This is a genomic window from Pantoea sp. SGAir0175 (assembly GCF_043547855.1).
The window spans coordinates 2,091,911-2,112,747 of the sequence record NZ_CP028081.1 but is presented as its reverse complement, the minus strand read 5'-3'; the positions used below and the strand labels follow the sequence as shown (position 1 = coordinate 2,112,747).

The window sequence follows — 20,837 nt, the reverse complement described above, 5'->3', positions numbered from 1 at the left end:
TGTGTCGCAGATCACACTTTGCTGCCGGACGATGCTATCCATAAAATAATTTCGCGCAATAAGGCGCAGTTTCCTGCGCCCGATCATTTTAATAGCTGACGATGGTCACCCAGTTCGCGTCCCGGCCGGCTGGCGCCTCGCCCACCCGCTGCAACGCCCCGCTGCGCGCCTCAATCGCGTAGCTGCCAATAACCGCACTCTTCTCACCGCTCACCACCAGCCAGCGGCCATCGGCGCTGATCGCCATGCCGCGCGGCTGTTTCTCCACCGGCCAGCTGCCGATCAGCGTCAGTTTGCCATCCTGCTGGTTAACACGATAACCGCTCACGGTACTGCTGGTGCGCTCGCTGACATACAGAAAACGCCCGTCCGGCGTCAGCTGGATATCCGCTGACCAGATGCGCGGCGTGCTGTCGCTGTAACCCGGCGGCCGTTCACGGCCATGTTGCAGATGATACTGTGCCGCCACCGCGTTGGGCGTTTCCGCCACTTTCACCAGTTCGCCGCTGGTTTCGCGCCGGAACTGGGTAATGATGCCGCCCATTTCACCAATGTTGTACAGATAGCGATTATCCGGCGACAACACTGAGTGACGCGGACCGTTATCGGCGGCGGTTACTACCTCCCCCTTGCCGAGGGCGCTGAGCGTGCCGTCTGCGCCCAGCCTGAGCTGCAGCACGCGATCGGTGCCAAGATTGCCCACGTAAGCGTGACGACCGCTGGCATCGATAATCACCGAATGCGCCGCATGACCGGTTTTATAGCTGCCGACCGGCGGCGTAGCGATGGTGCCGCTGGCTGTCAGGCGGTAAACCTGCACCACGTCGCCATCATAAGAGGCCCCCAGCAGAAAGCGTCCCTGACGGTCAGTGCTGATGTAGGGGTAACTGGCCGCAGCCGGCACGGTGTGCCGGTTGTTCAGCTCGCCGCTCTGCGAGTCAATCTGCCAGCTCGCCAGTTGCAGCGGTTTACTGCGAATCGCCGCGTACAGCGTTTTGTGATCCGCACTGAGCGCCATCGGCATCACTTTGCCCCCGGCCTCAGTGTGGCCAAGCAGCTGCAAAGCGCCGCTGCGTGCGTCCAGCGTATAGCGCGCGATGGTGCCGTCGTCGGCGGCGGATACGTAAACAAAGGTCTGCGCCAGCAGTGGCGCGCTCACCGTCATTGCCGCCAGCAGCGTAACGGTGCGCAGGCTGTTTATCATGGTGTTCTCCTTGATGAGGGGTAATCAGACCCGGTTATACGCAGTAAAGCATGCGCCTGTTATGTGAGATTGCCCGACGTCACCTGGGCACTTCTCCAGCAAGCCATGCTAATCAGGCAATTAGCGCGCCGGCGAACCTGATGTTTTGTCCGGGTTTGTGCGCGCGCTCACCTGGCGTGGCCGCGATGTGGTGCAGGATTTTGCGGTGATGATTCTGGCTACGGTGGGTATACCACACAATAACGCGGAAACCGGCTGAACACCTGACAGCGCGTCAGGTATTCAGCGGTGTCACAGGTTTTAACCTGCCGATTGCGCGACAGGCGCAAAGCTTACTGCAACTTCACGCCTTTGGTTTCTGGCGCTAACCAGACCACCACCATCGCGGCAAGAAAGGCGATCACCGTGGTGGCCAGCCCGGCGGTGAATCCTCCAACGCTGGCCACAAAGCCAATCAGTAGTGGCGCGATAAAGCCGCCCAGGCGCCCGCCGTTATACGCCAGCCCCATTAAAAAGCCGCGTGACTGCGTGTCGCCAATGATCTCGGCGAGAAAAGGACCGGAGCCGGCAAAAATACCGTTTACGCCAAACCCTGCCATAAAGATCGCGACCATCAGAATCAGCGGCTGAGTGGTCGCCAGATACATGCCGACCGCCACCGCACCGATAAACAGGTAGAGCAGAAACATCGGCCTGCGCCCCCACTTATCGGCCAGCAGTGAGAACACCAGGAAGCCAGCAATGGCACCGGTTTGCAGGGCCAGCACAAATTTCAGGCTGTGAAGAAAATCGAGATGCTTAACTTCACGAAGATAGGTTGGCGTCCAGGTGAATACGCCCCAGAACAGGTACTGAATGAAAAAGATAAAGGTAAATGCCAGCAGCAATCCTTTGAGGTTGATTTTGCCGGTACCTGCCTCTTTGCTCTGGCGGTGAGCGCGTTCCTGCTGGCGCGCCAGCCAGACGGGTGATTCAGGCGTGATATAAGCAATAACCATCATGATAAACACCGGCAGTGCGCCAATCATGAAAAGGTAGCGCCAGCCGCCGTTTTCCAGCCCGCCGGTCAGGGCCGTCACAAGCGCCGTCAGGCCAATCGCCAGGATCGCCCCCACCGGTAACCCCATTTGCATCAGCGCGCCACCGCGTGCACGACGTTCCGGACGCCATGTTTCGGCGATCAGTGCCGCTCCTGACGTCCACATGCCGCCCATACCCAGCGCACCGCAGAATCGCAGCGCAGCAAACGCCTGAGGATTGTGGGAGAACGCCAGCAGTCCGGAGAAGAGTGAATAGATCGCGATACAGATAAAGGCCGTTCTGACGCGTCCGATCTTATCGGCAACCAGCCCAAACAGAATGCCACCAATAATCTGCCCGCCTGCCGTGGTGCTGATAAACACGCCAAGTTCCGTTTTGCTGACATCAAATACCACGCCCAGTACCGGTAGTAACAGCGAGAGCAAAAACGAGTCATAGCTTTCAAACGTCCACCCTAACCCGCCCAGCGCCAGCGTCCTTTTTTCTGCCGATGTATACGAGATCGCTGCAGCGGACGCATCCTGCGCCAGGGGAGGCGCTTCATGCAGTCTTGATTTGATATTCATCCATATTCTCCAGGGAGGATAAGCGATAGCGTGCAGCCGCGGTGCGCCAGAACAGCTGTTCTCTTTCGGTCGGCGAAGCGTGCTCAGCCAGCCTTTTACAGGCATTCCAGAATACGCCGTAGCTGAACATCCCTTTGTCGACCGGGAAGTTGCTGGCAAACATACAGCGCCCGACGCCAAATGCGTCAACCAGGGTTTCAAACTGCGGCCGCCAGGCCTGCGAGAGCGTCAGGGAGTCGGGTGGCGTGGCATGCTGAGCGAAGGAGTAGCCCATGACGGTCATGCCGAAACCGCTGATTTTGATGCTCACGTTTGGCAACGCCGCCAGCGCGATGATGGCCTTTTTCCATTCCTGGAAGGTGGCATCCCGTTTGTCGGCATACGGCCCGCTACCGATCGGCCCGCCGCAATGGTCCACAATAATGTGCAGATCGGGTAGCGCCCGTGCCAGCTCAGCGATTTCATCGAGTTGGGTGTGATAAACCCAGACATCCAGCGACAGTCCTTTGCGGGCCAGGCATGCGGCACCGCGCCGGAATGCGGCACTGGCCGCCAGACCGGCGGGCGGCGTCACGGGATTGGATACCACGCGTGGGTCATCGTGCCAGGCCAGCGGATTACGCATCCCGCATAATCGTCCCCCTGAACGTTCCGTCATGCTTTCAATCACCGGCAGCAGGTCATCGCCAGCCAGCAGGCTGGCACCGCCGACAATCGCTTCACAGCCTGCCGCCGCGCCGTAATGGCCGCTGTCAAACATTGCCGCAACGCCGCTGGCAAACTCCACCTCACCGACGGGTTTGAAGGCCTCCGGTCCGTTACGGCGCAGCATTGAACGGCATTGAATGTAGACGGTGGAGAGTATCCGGTGGCCGGACGTTTCGATATCGTGGCTGAATTCAGGCGCCAGATAACGCCCTGACTGGCGGTCCCATAAGTGATGATGCGCATCGACCATCGGCAGGTCGGGCATCAAAGCGGGTTCATGATGCAGTGCCAGCCAGTGCTCTCTGACTGGCAGATGCGGTGCGTTAACGATCTCCATAGTATCCCCTCTTAACTGCCTGATTTAAATCAGGTCTGAAACGCTGCTGGCATACCTCATCGCCAAAGCCATGAGTTGCACCAGATAAAACACAGTTTTACATAGTAAATTGACTATAGATTCACCGCATAACTGATAGCCAGCAAAAAGGGGATGTTAATGATGTAAGTAAGATGTTAATCACAAATGTCCTGCTACACCGTCAGGTTTCAATCTTTGGTAGTAGCGTCACCTTCAATATGTGTCGCCTCGTCCTGACAAACAAGACTACGCCTCTCGGGTTTTAAGCGCTTTCAGGCGCGCCGGAAGCGCCCGCTCTGTCGCTTTGCGATGGTAAGGCGAAAGCTTACGCCAGCTTTGGGTTTCCCCACGGGTGCGTCCGCATCCTTCGCACCAGCCGGTTTTCGTATCAAACACACAGAGATCGATGCACGGCGATTTTGCGGCCATATCCAGCCTCCTGGGATTTGGATGTCAATGTCGGGGTAATCAGTTGCAGGCGGCCCGAAAGCGCCGTAAAGTGAGTTATATACTATACCCCAGTATAGGACATGATCAAACGGAGGCAGTTATGGCCCATACCCTGAGAAATCAGAAAAGCTTGCTCACCCGCATTCGACGCATAAAAGGTCAGGCGGCGTCGCTGGAAACCGCCGTCGAATCGGGTGAGGAGTGCCTCAAGGTACTGCAGCAGGTTGCGGCAGTGCGCGGCGCTATTAATGGCCTGATGAGCGAATTGCTCGAAGGCCATATACGCGAACATTTGATGAACGCAGAGGCTACGCCGCAGGCGCGAAGTGAGGATCTGGAAGAGATCGTCGCGGTCATTCGTTCTTACCTGAAATAGAACCTCAGGCACGCAGTCGGCTTAATGATAATTATCGGGAATAACGATGCTCTGGCTAATCTCAAAATACGCGTTAACCGCCTTTATGGTGGTACTGATCTCAGAAGCCGCGAAACGCAGCGATCGTCTGGGCGGCCTGCTCGCCGCTTTACCGCTGGTCACCTTGCTGGTGCTTATCTGGATGAAAATAGAAGGACAAACGCAGGAAAAGATTGCCGCTCACGCATGGTATACGTTCTGGTATGTGGTGCCGACACTGCCGATGTTTATCCTGTTTCCGTTTTTTTACCAGCGCGCCGGCTTCTGGCTCACGCTGTTACTCTCCTGCGTGATTACCGTGGTGTTGTTCGCCCTCTGGGCGCTGTTGCTGAAGCGGTTTGGTATCATTCTTATGTAGACGCAAGCCGCATCAATTCCTGCGGGTTTAGGCTGGCTCATCTGCTCTGTTGGCGAACGAGGAGCGGGAATTACTAACGGTCAATGCAACTGGATTTCAGCTTTAATCGATCACTGAAAAGTTGTCACAATCCGAATCAATAGTAATGGTTAAATCTGAATTTTCAGGCCTCACTATAAGCACACTGGTATCATCATGAGCGAATTCTTGATTATCGCTTTCGGAGCGCCAGTAACCATCGGTACAAAGCAGTAGCATCTCTCCATCTCGCCATTCAAAACTTATCTGATCTGGTAATGTAAAGCGCCGTGCTTTTAGCACGCGGGTGAGAATGTTAGCATAGCCGTCACCCAGCCCAGGGAAAGTGTTAACCATAATATGGGGCTCATTCACCCAGTTAGTTTTGCCATTATTGCTTATACCTAACCTGCAATCGCCGACATAAATGACCTTTCCGCTTCGCCCTTCTATGTCTAAATCAATAAGTGTATAGCTGGCACTTTCGGTAAGATAGTCAGGAATGAGTGTGCGGTGAATCTCTTTCAGAAGCGACACAACTGATGCATGTTTGTGCTTTGTATACTGCCTTGATAGTGCTTTCGCCCAATATTCAGCCAGGCGACGAGGCGCCCTACCTTTATCTAATGCATCGACGATAACTGCAATAAAGCGGCCGTCACTAGCACTGATGGCGACATAATCATTATTATCACTACGAGAGACGCCTTGCTGACTTTTCCATGAAATTTGCATTAGCATGAAGTCCTGGCAACTATTTCTTCAATGCGTTCAAATATAATACGCTCACGCTGAGGGTTATTATTGCTTTGGCTGCTTACTGCATATTCAAAATTACTATCTTCCAGTAGTCGGCTAAATTGCTCGGAGATAAATGCTTTAACTGCATCTGCGGTATTGCTCAGTTCATCGATAAGTTCCTCACGGCCATCAATCAAATTGATGATGTCCTCAATATCGCGACTGGTCAATGCATCTCCCTTACCCCTGCCAAGCCAGGCTTCGAGTTTGGTGGCAACAAAATAATCCGGGGAAACGAGCTTTATGGTGATATCTTCACATAACCTATAATCAATGGCGTTTTGCATGGCTTTTTTATACCATCTGTTGCTGAATCCAAGGATAGATTCATCATCCGGCATAATATCCACACGCAGTTCATTGAGTTGCATTGCACAAATGGGAATGTCTTCATCTGGATCTGGTGCCGTTATTTTAAATCCTCTTCTTTGTAACTCCTCCTGAAGAGCATAATATTTTGTATAACTAATTACATGAACAATTAAATCCACATCGTCTGTATGCCGTACCTGCTCTGCCGTAACTTCATCTGTCAGTAAAAGCGCCGTAGTGCATCCCCCGACAAAAGTGACCTGATTTACCAAATCAGCACCCAGAGCACGAGCCACTTCTACCAGCATACGATGTTGTTGGGTAGCTTCCATGATCACATCTCCGTAAACATATTTTCCAGCATTTTGGCGGCAACCCCCGCTTCACGTGGATTTCCAAGCCGGATAGCATCCACGAGTGCAAGCATTGCATAGAGGTCACCGTCCTGCCTGACAGCATAGGGCACGGAATGAAATAAAGGTGTTACTTTTAAACCTTTGCTTTTTGCACGTTCATCAGGCCAGACAGCCACCAGTTCACCTGCGCTGAATAATTTTTCATTCAACACTGGTGCAGAGAAAGAGGTGGCTATTCCGCGTGTCAACTCTCCCATCTTAACAGGGAAAACATATTTGATTCCGTAGATAAAAAATTCCAGCAGGGATTTCTTATTGGTTCTCGGCACGCCATATTTACGGTCTTTACGGACCAGACCAATATCTGTACATCGCCTGATTGAATCGGCGATTTGGGTTTTGCTTATACCCGTGGTTCTTTCCAGGCCACGAACGGTATAAAGGCTTTCCCGATAAGCTTCAATTCCCCCTGACTCAATGATGCCTTGTTGCTTCAACTCATCTTCTTCCGTGATTTCCCAGTCCTGCCACGATAGTACGTCCGTTTTGAGGCCTTCACTATCGTTTAAATTTTTTTCCTGGCGCTGCAGCGATACCAGTTTTAGCAGCAATAAAATGTCTTGACCTTTCATATCGGCTAACCTCACCCTGTCCTGTGTCCCGGGACGCAGGACAATGCTGTTTCCTTTCAGGCAGGAAAGCAAGAAAAACTTTGCACTGCTTAATCCACGGCTACCAGCAAAATAGCGGACATGGCGACCCGCAGAAACTGCTCAGAAGAAAGTCTCTTATGGCGAGATGGCACATCCGGCCCCACATCAATCATCCATTCCATGCCCGATCATTGGCTACACTTGCTGTTTTACCCGCGCAGAAACAAGGAAATGCTATGACTCAACACGCTTCACTCAATCACGCCTGGCTGCTGGCGTCACGCCCGGACGGCGAGCCGGTGAAAGAGAACTTCCGCTTTGTCGAACAACCGCTGCCGCAGGTGCAGGCGGGACAGATGCTGCTGCGCACCCACTATCTGTCGCTCGACCCGTATATGCGTGGCCGCATGGATGACAGCAAATCCTACGCGCCGCCGGCGCAACTCGACCAGCCGATGGTCGGCGGCACCGTATGCCAGGTGGCGGAATCGCAGCATCCGGACTTCAGCGTCGGCGACTGGATACTGGCGGCCAGCGGCTGGCAGAGCTATGCCCTGTCCGATGGCACTGGCGTGACTAAAATCGGTCATCTGCCCCATCCATCCTGGGCGCTGGGCATTCTGGGTATGCCGGGCTTCACCGCCTACATGGGCCTGATGGATATCGGTCAGCCCAAAGCCGGTGAAACGCTGGTTGTCGCCGCCGCCACCGGACCGGTGGGTGCCACGGTCGGTCAGCTCGGTAAGCTGAATGGCTGCCGCGTCGTCGGCGTGGCCGGCGGTGAGGAGAAGTGCCGCTACGCGATTGACACCCTCGGTTTTTCCGCCTGTATCGATCATCATCGTGACGATTTCGCGGAACAGCTGGCGGCCGCCTGCCCGGACGGTATCGACATCTATTTTGAAAACGTCGGCGGCAAAGTATTCGATGCCGTCTTCCCGCTGCTCAACACCGCCGCGCGCGTGCCGGTGTGTGGCCTGGTGTCGGGCTACAGCAGTCGCGAACTGCCACCCGGCCCCGATCGCACGCCGCTGATCATGGGCGGGATTCTGAAACGCCGCATCCGTATGCAGGGCTTCATCATCTTTCAGGATTATGGCGATCGCTATCCGGAATTCCTGCAGGCGATGACGCCGCTGGTCGAGCAACAAAAAGTGTTGTACCGCGAACACATGGTAGAAGGGCTGGAGCATGCGCCGCAGGCGTTTATTGACATGCTGAAAGGCAAAAACTTCGGCAAAACCGTGGTGAAAGTGGCGTAATGTCACTGTGCCGCCGCATTTCAGGTGCGGCGGCAAGTCAGGGCGATCAGCGCCCTTTTTTCTTGCGTCCCGGCTGGGTAAAGCGCTTGCGGTTCGCGCCCTGACCCGCTTTGTCACTCTGTTTCGGTGCGCTGACGGCCGGTTTTTTCGCGGCGGGCGTCGCCGCTTTCTTCTTCGCCTGTGCCTGCTGCGTTTTTTGATCTTCTGACGACGAATCCTCAATCAGCTTAAACAGATCGATCAGTTCATCGTCCGTCAGATCGCGCCACTCACCAAGCGGGATACCTTTCAGGCTCACGTTCATGATCCGCGTGCGTTCCAGCTTCGTCACTTCATAGCCAAAGTGTTTGGCCATGCGGCGAATCTGCCGGTTCAGTCCCTGCACCAGGATAATACGAAATACAAAGGTCGACTCCCGCTTCACTTTGCATTTTTTCGTCACTGTGCCGAGCATCGGTACGCCCGCCGCCATACCAGCAATAAACTCGTCGGTGATCGGCTTATCTACCGTGACCACGTACTCTTTTTCGTGATTGTTACCGGCGCGCAGGATTTTATTCACCAGATCGCCGTGATTGGTGAGGAAAATCAGCCCCTGCGAGTCTTTATCCAGCCGGCCAATCGGGAACACGCGCTTGCTGTGGTTGACGAAGTCACCAATGTTGTCACGCTCGCCCTCTTCCATGGTAGTGACAATGCCCACCGGCTTGTTGAGGGCGATTAATACCAGATCGTCTTCGTTGCGCGGTTCAATCAGCCGCCCGTTGACTTTGACCTCATCCCCGGCGAACACCTGCGCACCGACGCTGGCGCGTTTGCCGTTAATGAAAACGTTGCCTTGTTCGATGTAACGATCGGCGTCACGGCGCGAGCAGATTCCGCTCTCGCTGATGTATTTATTCAGGCGCGTGGATGAGTTGGGCAGCATGGTTCCTCCGAAAAAAAACGGACTATACAGCATGTGCGCGCGTTGCGTAAGGCTGGGTTAAGCGTCCGGTGGCGGTTGTTCTTTGCGGTGTGATATGGCGAAAAAGCGGTGCCGGGTGTCATAGCGATTTATGGCACATAAAAATCCATCCTGTCGGTTAAAATAGCCCGCACGCCCCTGAGCAAACTCCGGGTATTCTGAACACCTCTCCGTTAACCAGGCATGAAAATGTACAACGTAAATCATCTTTTCGTCAGCCGGGAAATGAATGTGAAAAAGCTGCTGGCTTACGGTTTCCGCAAGGACGGGCAGGATTACGGCTACCGCTGTGATGTGATGAATAAGCAGTTCACCCTGCAGGTAAACATCACTACTCAGGGTGACATTGCCGCCACCATTACCGATAAAGTCACAGGAGAAGATTACATTCTTCATCGTATTACTTCTGCCACCGGTGCCTTTGTGGGGCAGGTTCGTGAAGAACATGACGCTATCTTGCTGGATATCGCAGAAAACTGTTTCCCGCAGAAGCATTTCAAAACAGCGCAGGCCGATGCGATCGTTCAGCACTTAAAACAGCAGTATCAGACTGAGCTGGAATTCTTATGGCCGCGCTTTCCTGAAAACGCCATCTTTCGCCGCAAAGATAATCAAAAGTGGTTCGGCGCGCTGTTGATGATTCACAGCAGCAAGCTGGGCCGACCGGATGATAGCCTGATTGAAATCGTCAATATTAAAGCCTCGCCGCAGACGATCGCTTCGCTGGTCGATGGCGAGGTATATTTCCCGGGCTACCATATGAACAAAAAGCATTGGGTCACCCTGTGTCTGGATGGATCAGTCCCGACGGCCGAGGTTTTGTTGCGCATTGACAACAGTTTTAACCTGGCCGGCTAGCCATCGGCGCGGCACCGTATACCTCTTCGCGGCTGATTTCGCCGCCCCATCCGCGCAGCCGCAACGTCTCGCCCGTCAGTTCCACCACCGCAAAGGGCACGCGCGACGGGCCATCCAGCATCCCCTGCAGGGTTATAAACACGGTATCCGCGCGGCGATGATAGCCGCCACGGTGATCGTGGCCGGCAAAACAGGCGCGCACGCCATAGCGGCAGAACAGTTCTGCCAGCTGCGCACCGTTGAGCAGACTGTGGCTGTAGCCCGGTGCCAGCGGATAATGGCCGAACACCACTACCTGCTGGCCGCAGGCGCGGGCCTCGATAAGCTGCGTTTCCAGCCACGCCAGCTGAGTCGCACCGACCGCGCCATTCCACGGCTGCGCCTGCGGTTGCTGGCGCGCCTGTAAATCAGCCAGCAGTGCGGCCGCGCGCTGGCGATCGTCGCCGTTGTGTTGATTGCAGTACAGGCTGATATCGTTGCCGTCGTAGACAATAAAGCGCCAGCCCGGCAGCTGAAAGGCATAGTAACTTTTTGGCAGCGGCAGCGCGTCATCGAGGTGCTGCGCGATGGTCTGGGCGTCGTGATTCCCCAGCACCACGGCATGTGGATGGAGTAGCCGATCGTAGAGCGGCAGCAGCGTGGCATAGCTGGCCCAGTGGCGATCCACCAGATCGCCGAGCGTAACGACAAAATCCAGCGGCTGCTGATTGAGCGCGGTTATCGCCTGCGGCAGCTTATGCAGCGCATGACGATAGTAGAGATTCGCCGGGACATCCGCCTCAACGTCAGCATATTGCGGATCGGCCAGCAGCCCGAAGCGCAGCGTGCCGTCGAGCGGTGCCGCGCGTAAATCCGGTAACTGATACAGCTCAGCGACATCACCGAGCCGCTGGCGTTGCGCTGCGGTTAGCGCATGGGCATATCCCATCTGTGGCTCTCCTTAGCGAATACCGGCACGCATGAATGACTGAATAAACTGCCGCTGGAACAGCAAAAACAGCAGCAGCAACGGCAAGGTGGTCATCAGCGTAGCTGCCCCAATCAGCGCCCACTGCACGCCCTGCTCCGGCGCAGAAAACAGCTGCAGCCCGACGGTTAACGGACGCACCTGAACCGAGTCGGTGATCACCAGCGGCCAGAGAAAATCGTTCCAGTGGAAGCTGATCGAGACCAGCGCGAACGCCACATAGATTGGCTTTGCCAGCGGAATGTAGATGTGGCGCAGAATGTAAAACCGGCTGGCCCCCTCAACGGTTGCCGCCTCTTCCAGCACCAGCGGAATGCTTTTGAACGTCTGCCGCAGCAGAAAGATGGCGAACGCCGAGGCAAAGTACGGCAGCGCAATGCCGGTCAGGGTATCGCGCAGCCCGAGCGCGCTGATGGTGCGGTAATTATTCAGAATCAGCACATCCGGGCTGATCATCAGCTGCAGCAGAATCAGCGCGAAGAGGAAACCGGAAAATTTCAGGCGGAACCGCACCAGGGCATAAGCGGCCAGCGTGGCCAGCACCAGCTGGACCACCACAATCATCAGCACCAGCAGCGTGGTATTGAGGAAGTAGCGGGCAAACGGTGCCGCGTGCCAGGCATTGATGAAGTTCTCCAGCGTCCGCGGCGCCAGCAGTGAAAAGTGCCCCTGTCCGGCGGCCGGATGAATGGCAATCCACAGCGCCACCACCATCGGCAAGCTCCACAGCAGCGCGGCCAGCCAAATCAGCAGGTTGAGCGCAAAACCGCCCGGAGAAGATGCAGCTTTCATTGATAATGGGCTCGCTTGTCCAGCAGATGAAATTTGATCAACGCAATCGATCCGAGGATCACCAGCAGCACCACCGTCATGGCCGACGCGGCTGGCATGTCCCAGAAACTGAACGCGGTACGATAGATATAAAACAGCAGCAGGCTACTGCTGTTGTTCGGGCCGCCGTTGGTCATAGCAATCACCTGATCGACAATGCGGAAGGCGTTCATCGAGGCGTTGATCAGCACAAACAGCGTGGTTGGCAGCAGTAGCGGCCACTGCACGCGGCGGAAAAAGTAACGGCGCGATGCGCCTTCAATCGCAGCGGCTTCGCTGAGACGCGGATCGATCTGCTGCAGGGCGGCGAGGTAAAAGATCATGAAAAAACCCGCCTCGCGCCATACCGAAACCGCCATCAGGCAGTACAGCGTGGTATCCGGCTCGCCGAGCCAGTTGACCGCCGGGAGCGAAAACCATGCCAGCAGGCTATTCAGGATGCCAAGCTGTGGCGTATAGAAAAACAGCCACAGATTGGCGATGGCGATCATCGGCAGCAGCGACGGAATGAAGAAGGCCGCACGCACCAGTGCGTTGCCGCGCAGCCGACGATTGACCGCCAGCGCCATCAGCAGCGCCAGCGTCACCGCCAGCGGAATGGTGATCAGCGCATACAGCAGGTTATTCCACAGCGACTGCATAAAAATGTCGTCATCCAGCAGCGCGCGATAGTTATCCAGCCCGACAAAATGGGCCGGATGCGAAGCGCGCGCGGCGCTGAACAGGCTCTGCCACAGCGTGGCCAGCGCCGGATAATGAGTAAACAGCAGCAGGAAGCTGAGCGCGGGCAGCAGCAGCAAATAGCCGCTGAGCTGCAGTGTCCACCCGCGCGGGCGCAGCGTGGCGGCGCTGCCAGAGAATGAGCTCATCACGCGGCCGTCACTGATAATTTTTCAGCAGGCGCTCAGCCTGTTTCTGCGCATCGGCCAGCGCCTGGGCCGGGGTTTTGCTCTGCGTCACCGCCGCTTCAATGGCGTGATTGAGCGCGTCCTGAATCTGCACGCTGTTGTAGGTCGAGAGCTCCGGCTGAGCATATTTCAGCTGCTCACGCGCCACCAGTGCCTGAGGCACCTGCTGCACATAGGCTTTCATTGCCGCCGTGTCCCACGCTGCCGGCGAGGTGGCGACATAGCCGGTAGCGATACTCCAGCGCGCGGCCTGTTCCGGTGCGGTGACCCAGCGGATGAAGCGCATCGCCGCCTGCTGCTGCGCCGGTGAGGCGCTTTTGAACACGTACAGGTTGCCGCCACCGGTCGGGCTGCCGCGCTGGGTTTTCTCCGGCAGCATGGCGACGCCAAACGGGAAGGTCGCGTTATCGTGCACGTTGGTCAGGTTACCGGTGGTAGTGACCATCATGGCCGTTTTACCACTGATAAAGTCCTGCGGCGTGGTGCCCCAGGCAATCGCACCCTTCGGCGAGACTTCCTCTTTCTGGCCGAGATCGGTCAGCCATTGCAGGGTTTCCACGTTGCCCGGCGTGTTGAAATACACGGCGTTGCCCTTGCCGTTATCCAGCCGTCCGCCATTGGTGGCTGCCAGCCCCTGGAAATTCCAGTAGCCGTTCGGCGTGGAAGGGATTTCAATGCCCCACTGGCTGACGCCGCTGGCCTGTTTCAGCGTCAGTTTTTTGCTGAATGCCACCACCTGCTGCCAGGTGGCGGGCGGTGTATTCGGATCGAGGCCGGCTTTCTCAAATGCCTGTTTATTCCAGTACATCACCACGGTTGAGCGCTGAAAAGGCACGCCCCACACTTTGCCCTCAATGCGACGCAGAAAGGCCGGATAGAAGCTGTCGATCCACTGTTTGCCCTCTTCACCCGTGGCTAAATCGCTGGCGGCGACGATGGCACCGGCATCCATCAGCGACCAGGCTTCAATATCGCCCATCACCGCCAGTTGCGGTGCGTTACCGCCGCGAAACGCCGTCAGCGCTTTGGTCACGGTGGTGGCGTAATCGCCGGTGTAGACCGGCTGAATGCTGATCTCAGGGTGCTGTTTTTCAAAATCCGCCACCAGGGCTTCCACGGTGTGGCTGACTTTACCGCCGACCGCAATCGGATAGTACATCTGTAACTTCACCGGCTCAGCAGCAAACACCGACGCGGAGGCACACAGCATAACGACACAAGCCAGAGGCGAGAAACGGATCGCAGACATGATTTTCCCTTGAATAAACGACAACGGTTAAACAGCGTATTTTTTCTCAGCGAGCAACATCGGGTGTTCAGCAGCGACACAGCGCTGGCCGCTGGTGGTGGAAAACAGGTATTGCCGGCTGGTGGACCACTGCAGGCCGACCAGGCTGTCATCCGTGAAGCGCTGCAGGCCGGGCACTTTGACGGTCAGTGATTCCGTGATGCCGGGCAACCGACAGACCAGCAGCGTATCCGCGCCCATGTATTCGTAGCTCACTACCCGCGCACTCAGCGCGGCCTGCTGCGGGGCGACCAGCTGGATATCCTCCGCGCGCAGGCCCAGACTCAGCGCCGTTTCGCCGGCATAGCTCAGCAGCGGTGTGCTGAGATGGCTGAGGTAGTGATGCGCGCCTTTGCTGTGCAGTGGCAGGATATTCATTGGCGGTGCGCCAATAAACTGCGCGGCAAAACAGCTCGCCGGCTGGTTGTAGAGCTGGTCTGGCGTGCCGTGCTGCTCAATGCGGCCATCGTTAAGCAGAATGATGTGATCGGCCATGCTCATCGCTTCGGTCTGATCGTGGGTGACGTACAACATGGTCAGCCCGAGCTGCTTTTGCAGCGCGCGGATTTCGCGCCGCATGCTCTGGCGCAGTTTGGCATCCAGATTGGATAACGGCTCATCCATCAGGCACAGCGTATTGTTGGCGATCACCGCCCTGCCCAGCGCCACGCGCTGCTGCTGCCCGCCGGAGAGCTGTGAAGGCAGGCGCGCCAGCAGCGGTTCCAGTTCAAGCAGTGCGCTGACCTGCGCCAGCCGGGCGGCAAACTGTTGCTTATCTTCACCGCGCGCCTTCAGGCCAAACAGCAGATTCTCCCGCACGCTCAGGTGAGGAAACAGCGCGTAAGACTGAAACACCATCGACAGCTTGCGCTGCGCCGGTGGCAGAGGCGTGACGTCGGTGTGATTGAAATAAATGCGGCCGCTGTCGGCCGTTTCCAGCCCGGCGAGGGTGCGCAACAGCGTCGATTTACCGCAGCCTGAAGGCCCCAGCAGTGCGACGAAACTGCCTTGCGCCACGTCGAAGCTGATATCCTGCAGCGCGATTTTATCGCCCCAGGTTTTGGTGATGTGTTGCAGCGAGAGATGGCTCATGCATCCGCAGTCCTGAAATCAGAATGGCGGTAAGCTAGCTGAGGCGGATGAAAGATTTATGGCGCTGACGTGACGGTTGGGTGATGGACAGCGACCTGGCGCAGAATCCCCCTCACCCGGCACGCCCGCAGGCCGCGCCGGGCAGGCGTTTATGCGTTACTGCGACATGCTCAGAATGGTGCGGATGTTCTGCGCCGTGGTGGCAATGATGTCGATAGCGCCGGTGCGCAGCGCGCCGAGGATCGCCATGGCTTTGGTGTTTTCAGCGGCAATGGCAATCACGCAGGGAATTTTACGCAGCTCGTCGATACTCAGGCCAATTACCCGGTCGTTCATCACCGTATCCACGTGCTGGCCCTGGGCATTAAAAAAATCATAGCCGGCCACATCACCGGTCACGCCCTGATTGACGCTGGCATCAATGATTTCGTGCGGTGTGAACCAGCCGAGCTTCACCATATAGCTGTTTTCGTTCATGTCGCCGATGCCCACCAGTGCCACATCCGCTTTCCGCGCGCGGTCGAGCGTCTCTTTGATGGTGCCGTTTTGCATGAAAGCGTCGCGCAGCGCCCGGTTTTCGACGTAAGCCGGGGCGTACAGGGTTTCGCTGATGCCGCCAAACTTTTTGGCCAGCCGGCGGCTGATGTGGTCCGCGTTGATGGCATCCCCCGGACGATGGGTGCCGCCGATGCCGCTGATAAACAGGCAGTTGCGCGTCGGCACCTGACCGGGATAATCGGCGACGGCCGCCACGTTGCGCCCCTGGCCCACGGCGACAATGGCGTTGTCTTTCAGCGACTGCGCGAGATGCGCCGACACCAGCGCCGCCACCTGACGCCGCTGCTCGTCGCTGTCTGGCGAATCGAGGGCAATCAGCGCGCGCTGCAGATGAGGAAAGCGCGTCTGCAACTGCTGTTCCAGCCGCGTACTGAACACCGGATGGTAGCGCACATTGATCTCGACGATGCCCTCTTCACGCGCGCGTTTCAGCAGTCGCCCCACCTTGATACGGGAAATCCCAAACTTACGCGCAATCTCCTCCTGGGTGATTTCGTCCTGATAGTAGGCGACGGCAATTTCCGTCAGCAGCTCGGAGTCCTGAGAAAGCGTGTTTTTTTCCATCCGTTACCTGTCTTGTATCGTCGTGCGGAGTGCTCAGCAGGGAGTTATATCATTGATGCGACTCGCTTCGCCAGCCAGCAACGCCGCGAGTCGCCGCTGCTGTCACGCTTAACGCTGAATGGCGTCAATTTTCAGCATGCGGGCAATAACCTTATCCAGCTCTTGCTGATCGAAGATCTGTTTCCAGTCCGGCTTGATGATCTTCTCGCGGCCATACTCCATGGCGATCATGCAGGCGTCCGAGAACGGGTTGGTGGCGCGGAAAGCCACCGCCAGCGCAATCTGAATATGGCCGTACAGCATGGCCTTCGCTGCCTCTTCCGGGACGCCGCTGTGTTTCACCGTTTCATCCAGCGCCTCTTTCATGAAGGCACCGACCATGCAGGCGACGGTTTCGACCAGCGTCGGTTCCAGATACGCCAGCTGCGTCACCGTGACCCAGTGCACCTGATCAACCGGGCCGTACATCACGCTAATCACCTTACTCAGCTCTGCCTTCTGTTCAGCGCTGCCGCTTTCCCAGGCTGCCGCGACGTGCTGGACGGCAGCAACGCCACCAAACGCATCGGCGTGCTCCTCTTTGGTGTAGCGGGCAAGAAATACCGACGGATGGCACGGGTGCGCGACCGCGTATTCAATGCCGTCACGCTGGGCGATCAGGTTGGCGTAGGCCGCGGCCGGATCGAGCGTCAGCAGCACCGCACCGCTTTGCATCTGTGGCACCACGCTTTGCGAGACTTTGCCCAGTACGATATCCGGCACGGCGAGGATCACCACGTCACTCAGCGGCACCACCGACGCGGCATCCGACAGCTCGCGTCCCTGTGCAATCACCTGCTGCTGCGCCTGCGGTGAATTCTCGCAGTAAAACACCTGATAAGCGCTGTGCTGCAAATTAGCGGAAATACGCATGCCCATTTTGCCGCCTGCGCCGATCACGGTGATGGTTTTCAATGCCTTGCTCATGTTAACGACTCCTGATCTTGTTTACTGCGTAGGAATTCAACGGCGCGGCGGGTCCATTCGGCTTCCCGCGCGCAGGTCTGCGCGGCATCGTCCTGCCACGGCAACCAGTGTTCGATGATTTGGTTGATGTCGCGATCGGCTGGCCGCACGCTGGCGATCAGCCGGTCATAATCCAGCTTCCCTTCGCCCATCGGACAGCCGGCCAGGGTAAAACCGACCCAGCCGGCACGGCGGGTAAAGGCGAAATCTTTGATGTGCAGATTGCCGACGCGCGCAGCGGTATTGGCGATCACCTGCTCCTGCAGTTCCAGTCCGGCGACGCAGTTGGCCGGATCGAGACAGACGCACAGCCACGGCGAGAGAAAGCGGTTGATCACCGACATCATCGCCGCGCTGCTGACCTGCTCGTAGGTTTCCAGGCACAGCCGCACCTGCTGGCGGGCAAAATCCGGCAGCACGGCAGCAATCAGATTGGCCGCTTCATCCAGCGATGGCCGGTGATCGGCGGTGTTGAACATTGAGCGCACCACGCGCGCGTCGAGAATAGCGGCGATATGCAGATAGCGGCGCAGATGCGCGCTGCCGAGACCACGCGTGCCCAGCTCCAGCGTGATGCCAAGCGCATCCGCCTGCTGACGCAGCGCCAGCAGCTGTTCATCTGACCACTGCTCAATCGCCGGGTAGTCGCAGATCTGGAATACTGACACGTCGAGATCGGCAGTCTGCTGCAGCATCTGCGCCAGCGTGAGCGGCTGTGGCACCTGGGGCGACATACGCCAGAAAAACGCATAGGTACTGAGTCCGATGCGGCTCATGACGGCAGCTCCCCGGCCAGCTCACTGGCTTCTTGGATAATCTGCGCCAGCGCCTGCGGATCGTGAGCAAAGCGCCCCAAGAACAAGCCGTTGACGTCGCCGCCGAGGCGCTGAATCAGTCCTGGCCCGGCGCTGCCGCCGTAAATCACCCGCAGCGTGATGCCGTCGGGCGTCGTCAGCTGCTGTAGCCCGTTGCACACCGCGCGGATGTAGCTGTCCGGCGCCGGCTGCGGTGCGCCAATGGCCCACTGCGGTTCGTAAGCAAACAATACCTCACCGCTGAGCGCGTGTTGCGCGGCCTCCGACAGCGCCTCCTGCAGCTGCTGCTGGCACAGCGCAATCGCCTGCTCAGGCGTGCCCTGCTGCGGTTCACCGATGCACAGCACCGGGGTCAGGCGATAACGCAGCGCCATCGCCACTTTGGCGGCAATCTGCGTTTTATCTTCATGAAAATGGCGACGGCGTTCGGCGTGACCGATCTCCGCCAGTGAGCACCCCAGCTCCTGCAGCATGCTGGCGCTGACCTCACCGGTCCAGGCGCCGTTTTCCGCCTGACACACGTCCTGCGCACCGACGCGCACCGGCGTGCCGGCAAAGATTTCCGTCACCGCCGGGATGGCCGGATAAGCGGGCAGCACAAACAGCCCGACATCACCGCGCTGCACTGCCGGATGCTGCGCCAGCGTCGCGACCTCGCGACACCACGCCAGCGTTTGCTGATAGCCGAAATACATTTTCAGGCTGACGCCAAGCCAGATTTTAGGCTGAGCCATAATTACGCTCCCTGTTCAGATGCACTGTGTTCTTTTAACAGATCGCCAACGGTGTTGACGATCATCGCCAGTGAAACCGCACCGGCGTCCGGCGTGCCAACGCTTTTCTCGGCCAGCGGCCGCGCACGCCCCACTTTCGGTACCAGCTGCGCGGTGGCCTGCGCGGCCTGCTCCGCCACCGCTGCCGCACGTAACCAGGCTTCGGTGAGTGATGCGCCCTGCGCAACCGCAGCGCTCAGCGCGTCGCTAAACGGAACCAGCACGTCAACCATGGTTTTATCACCGACGCGCGCTTTGCCGAAGTGCATAATGCCCTCTTTGGCATCCCGGACGCCGGCAGCGACGCGTGGTGCATCCGCTGCCGCGCTGTCGCCCAGCGCGGTGCCGAGCGCGGTCAGTGCCACGCCCCACAGGGCTCCGGACGTGCCGCCCGCTTTATCCGCCCAGGCATCGGCGGCGCGACACAGCAGACTGCCAGCGCCGGCGCCACGCGCGGCCACCTCACGCGCCTTTTCCACCGCGCCGAGTACGCCGCGCTCCATACCAATGCCGTGATCGCCGTCGCCCGCTACCGCATCAATGTCGCCCAGCTGGCCGGCATGACGCTGAATCATCACCGCCACTGCTTCCAGCAGTTCAAGAACGCGCCGGGCGCTGTGTTGTGATGCAGTGCTGGCCTGCGGTAACGTCTCTTCACTGATCTCTTCGCACTCGGCGGCGCTGAGCGGTTCGGCAATCAGGACGCTGCCTTTGCGGTAGGCTGGCGTATTGGCCGGCGCGCGCCACAGCGTTTCCAGTTCATCATCAAGCCACATCAGCGTCAGCGAGACGCCCGCCATGTTAAAACTGGTGACGAATTCGCCGACATCCGGCTCCACCACCTGCAACTGCGCCGCCGACAGCAGCTGGGCGATGCGGCGATACACCACAAACAGCTCTTCATACTTGACTGAACCGAGACCGTTGAGGATTACCGCCACGCGCTGTCCCGCCACCTGCGCCACATCCGCTGGCCGCTCACTCAGCAGCCGGTCGACAAAGATTTCTGCCAGCTCGTCGGCGCGCGGCACCGCTGTTTCGCTGATGCCCGGCTCACCGTGGATGCCCAGCCCGAGCGCCATGCGCCCTTTCTCTACCTCAAACAGCGGATGCGCAGCGCCCGGCAGCGTACAGCCGGAAAATGCCACGCCAAAGGTGCGGGTGCGATCGTTGGCGTGCTGCGCTTTTTTCAGCACCGTAGCCAGATCGTCACCCGCTTCTGCCGCGGCCGCCGCCACTTTAAACACACACAGATCGCCAGCGACGCCGCGTCGCTTCAGACGCTCATCGTGGCTGGCGCTGGACACATCATCCGTTACCGCCAGCACCTCACAGGCAATACCTTCAGCGCGCAGCCGCTCGCACGCCTGACCAAAATGCAGCACGTCACCGGCATAGTTTCCAAACAGCAACAGCACACCCGCGCCGTTATGCGCCGCGCGCGCGACGTTATAGATTTGCTGCGCCGACGGCGAAGCGAACAGGTTGCCCATTGCCGCCCCGTGCGCCAGGCCCTGGCCGACCAATCCGGCAAAGGCGGGATAGTGACCGGAACCGCCACCGACAATCACCGCCACGGTATCCGGCTGGCTGCGCGTGCTGCGCACCACGCCACCGCTCACCTGGCGTACTTTATCGGCGTTGGCGGCCACAAAGCCTTCGATCAGTTCCGCGGCAAACGCGGATGGCTGGTTAAACAGGTACGTCAT

At 57.9% G+C, this 20,837-nt stretch carries 22 protein-coding genes; 4 read left to right on the top strand and 18 right to left on the bottom strand.

What is annotated here, in order from left to right; all coding sequences use genetic code 11:
- Positions 1-88 precede the first annotated feature (88 nt).
- The 4 genes from C1N56_RS09755 to C1N56_RS09740 form a co-directional block, all read right to left on the bottom strand.
- Positions 89-1,204, bottom strand: coding sequence for a lactonase family protein (locus C1N56_RS09755; RefSeq protein WP_394516599.1), 1,116 nt, complete (start codon positions 1,202-1,204; stop codon positions 89-91).
- Between the two features lie 332 nt (positions 1,205-1,536).
- Positions 1,537-2,811: an MFS transporter gene (locus tag C1N56_RS09750; RefSeq protein WP_394516598.1), complete on the bottom strand. Its 1,275-nt coding sequence runs from the start codon at positions 2,809-2,811 to the stop codon at positions 1,537-1,539.
- The gene (locus C1N56_RS09745) at positions 2,786-3,856 is read right to left on the bottom strand and encodes an amidohydrolase family protein (protein WP_394516597.1); all 1,071 of its coding nucleotides are present in this window, start codon (positions 3,854-3,856) and stop codon (positions 2,786-2,788) included. Before C1N56_RS09745 ends, C1N56_RS09750 begins: the two co-directional genes overlap by 26 nt.
- Before the next feature lie 267 nt (positions 3,857-4,123).
- The gene (locus C1N56_RS09740; RefSeq protein ID WP_021506023.1) at positions 4,124-4,306 is read right to left on the bottom strand and encodes a DUF1289 domain-containing protein; all 183 of its coding nucleotides are present in this window, start codon (positions 4,304-4,306) and stop codon (positions 4,124-4,126) included.
- Between the two features lie 121 nt (positions 4,307-4,427).
- Here C1N56_RS09740 and C1N56_RS09735 point away from each other — a divergent pair, with 121 nt between their 5' ends.
- A complete protein-coding gene (locus tag C1N56_RS09735; RefSeq protein WP_058769814.1) occupies positions 4,428-4,703 on the top strand; it encodes a metal/formaldehyde-sensitive transcriptional repressor in 276 nt (91 codons plus the stop codon).
- Between the two features lie 46 nt (positions 4,704-4,749).
- On the top strand, positions 4,750-5,100 hold the full coding sequence (locus C1N56_RS09730) for a DUF3147 family protein (protein WP_021506022.1): 351 nt from the start codon (positions 4,750-4,752) through the stop codon (positions 5,098-5,100).
- Positions 5,101-5,202: 102 nt separating this feature from the next.
- On the opposite strand, the gene C1N56_RS09725 is transcribed toward C1N56_RS09730, so the two are convergent.
- From C1N56_RS09725 to C1N56_RS09715, 3 genes are read right to left on the bottom strand one after another with little or no spacing between them, the layout of a single operon-like run.
- Complete coding sequence (locus C1N56_RS09725) at positions 5,203-5,853, bottom strand: SpoIIE family protein phosphatase (RefSeq protein ID WP_058758568.1); 651 nt, start codon at positions 5,851-5,853, stop codon at positions 5,203-5,205.
- The gene (locus C1N56_RS09720; protein WP_394516596.1) at positions 5,853-6,563 is read right to left on the bottom strand and encodes a hypothetical protein; all 711 of its coding nucleotides are present in this window, start codon (positions 6,561-6,563) and stop codon (positions 5,853-5,855) included. Before C1N56_RS09720 ends, C1N56_RS09725 begins: the two co-directional genes overlap by 1 nt.
- Before the next feature lie 2 nt (positions 6,564-6,565).
- Positions 6,566-7,219, bottom strand: a complete 654-nt coding sequence (locus tag C1N56_RS09715; RefSeq protein ID WP_058758570.1) for a hypothetical protein — start codon at positions 7,217-7,219, stop codon at positions 6,566-6,568.
- A gap of 257 nt (positions 7,220-7,476) precedes the next feature.
- Between C1N56_RS09715 and C1N56_RS09710 the strand changes: the two genes are divergently transcribed.
- Entirely contained in the window at positions 7,477-8,502 is a 1,026-nt protein-coding gene (locus C1N56_RS09710) for an NADP-dependent oxidoreductase (RefSeq protein ID WP_394516595.1), read from the top strand.
- Positions 8,503-8,548: 46 nt separating this feature from the next.
- Here the strand turns inward: C1N56_RS09710 and rluF are convergent, their stop codons facing one another.
- The gene (gene rluF / locus C1N56_RS09705; RefSeq protein WP_021506014.1) at positions 8,549-9,430 is read right to left on the bottom strand and encodes a 23S rRNA pseudouridine(2604) synthase RluF; all 882 of its coding nucleotides are present in this window, start codon (positions 9,428-9,430) and stop codon (positions 8,549-8,551) included.
- Between the two features lie 228 nt (positions 9,431-9,658).
- Here rluF and C1N56_RS09700 point away from each other — a divergent pair, with 228 nt between their 5' ends.
- Positions 9,659-10,327, top strand: a complete 669-nt coding sequence (locus C1N56_RS09700; protein WP_394516594.1) for an MmcQ/YjbR family DNA-binding protein — start codon at positions 9,659-9,661, stop codon at positions 10,325-10,327.
- On the opposite strand, the gene C1N56_RS09695 is transcribed toward C1N56_RS09700, so the two are convergent.
- The 10 genes from C1N56_RS09695 to C1N56_RS09650 all read right to left on the bottom strand — a co-directional run bounded on the left by C1N56_RS09695 (position 10,311) and on the right by C1N56_RS09650 (position 20,837).
- Entirely contained in the window at positions 10,311-11,255 is a 945-nt protein-coding gene (locus tag C1N56_RS09695) for a metallophosphoesterase (RefSeq protein ID WP_141495425.1), read from the bottom strand. The genes C1N56_RS09700 and C1N56_RS09695 overlap by 17 nt on opposite strands.
- A 12-nt stretch (positions 11,256-11,267) precedes the next feature.
- Positions 11,268-12,086: a carbohydrate ABC transporter permease gene (locus C1N56_RS09690; protein ID WP_394516593.1), complete on the bottom strand. Its 819-nt coding sequence runs from the start codon at positions 12,084-12,086 to the stop codon at positions 11,268-11,270.
- Positions 12,083-12,994, bottom strand: coding sequence for a carbohydrate ABC transporter permease (locus tag C1N56_RS09685; RefSeq protein ID WP_059008859.1), 912 nt, complete (start codon positions 12,992-12,994; stop codon positions 12,083-12,085). Before C1N56_RS09685 ends, C1N56_RS09690 begins: the two co-directional genes overlap by 4 nt.
- Positions 12,995-13,004: 10 nt before the next feature.
- Complete coding sequence (locus C1N56_RS09680; RefSeq protein WP_394516592.1) at positions 13,005-14,282, bottom strand: ABC transporter substrate-binding protein; 1,278 nt, start codon at positions 14,280-14,282, stop codon at positions 13,005-13,007.
- A gap of 27 nt (positions 14,283-14,309) precedes the next feature.
- Entirely contained in the window at positions 14,310-15,413 is a 1,104-nt protein-coding gene (locus tag C1N56_RS09675; protein ID WP_058758581.1) for an ABC transporter ATP-binding protein, read from the bottom strand.
- A gap of 156 nt (positions 15,414-15,569) precedes the next feature.
- Positions 15,570-16,535 carry a sugar-binding transcriptional regulator gene (locus C1N56_RS09670; protein WP_021506007.1) on the bottom strand — a complete coding sequence of 322 codons (966 nt, stop codon included), beginning with the start codon at positions 16,533-16,535 and terminating at the stop codon, positions 15,570-15,572.
- Positions 16,536-16,643: 108 nt separating this feature from the next.
- Entirely contained in the window at positions 16,644-17,501 is an 858-nt protein-coding gene (locus C1N56_RS09665; protein ID WP_021506006.1) for a phosphogluconate dehydrogenase C-terminal domain-containing protein, read from the bottom strand.
- The gene (locus C1N56_RS09660) at positions 17,498-18,316 is read right to left on the bottom strand and encodes a sugar phosphate isomerase/epimerase family protein (protein WP_059008866.1); all 819 of its coding nucleotides are present in this window, start codon (positions 18,314-18,316) and stop codon (positions 17,498-17,500) included. The genes C1N56_RS09665 and C1N56_RS09660 overlap by 4 nt, the downstream gene beginning before the upstream one ends.
- Positions 18,313-19,089, bottom strand: a complete 777-nt coding sequence (locus C1N56_RS09655; protein WP_059008868.1) for a triose-phosphate isomerase family protein — start codon at positions 19,087-19,089, stop codon at positions 18,313-18,315. The genes C1N56_RS09660 and C1N56_RS09655 overlap by 4 nt, the downstream gene beginning before the upstream one ends.
- A gap of 2 nt (positions 19,090-19,091) precedes the next feature.
- Positions 19,092-20,837 carry a dihydroxyacetone kinase family protein gene (locus tag C1N56_RS09650; RefSeq protein WP_394516591.1) on the bottom strand — a complete coding sequence of 582 codons (1,746 nt, stop codon included), beginning with the start codon at positions 20,835-20,837 and terminating at the stop codon, positions 19,092-19,094.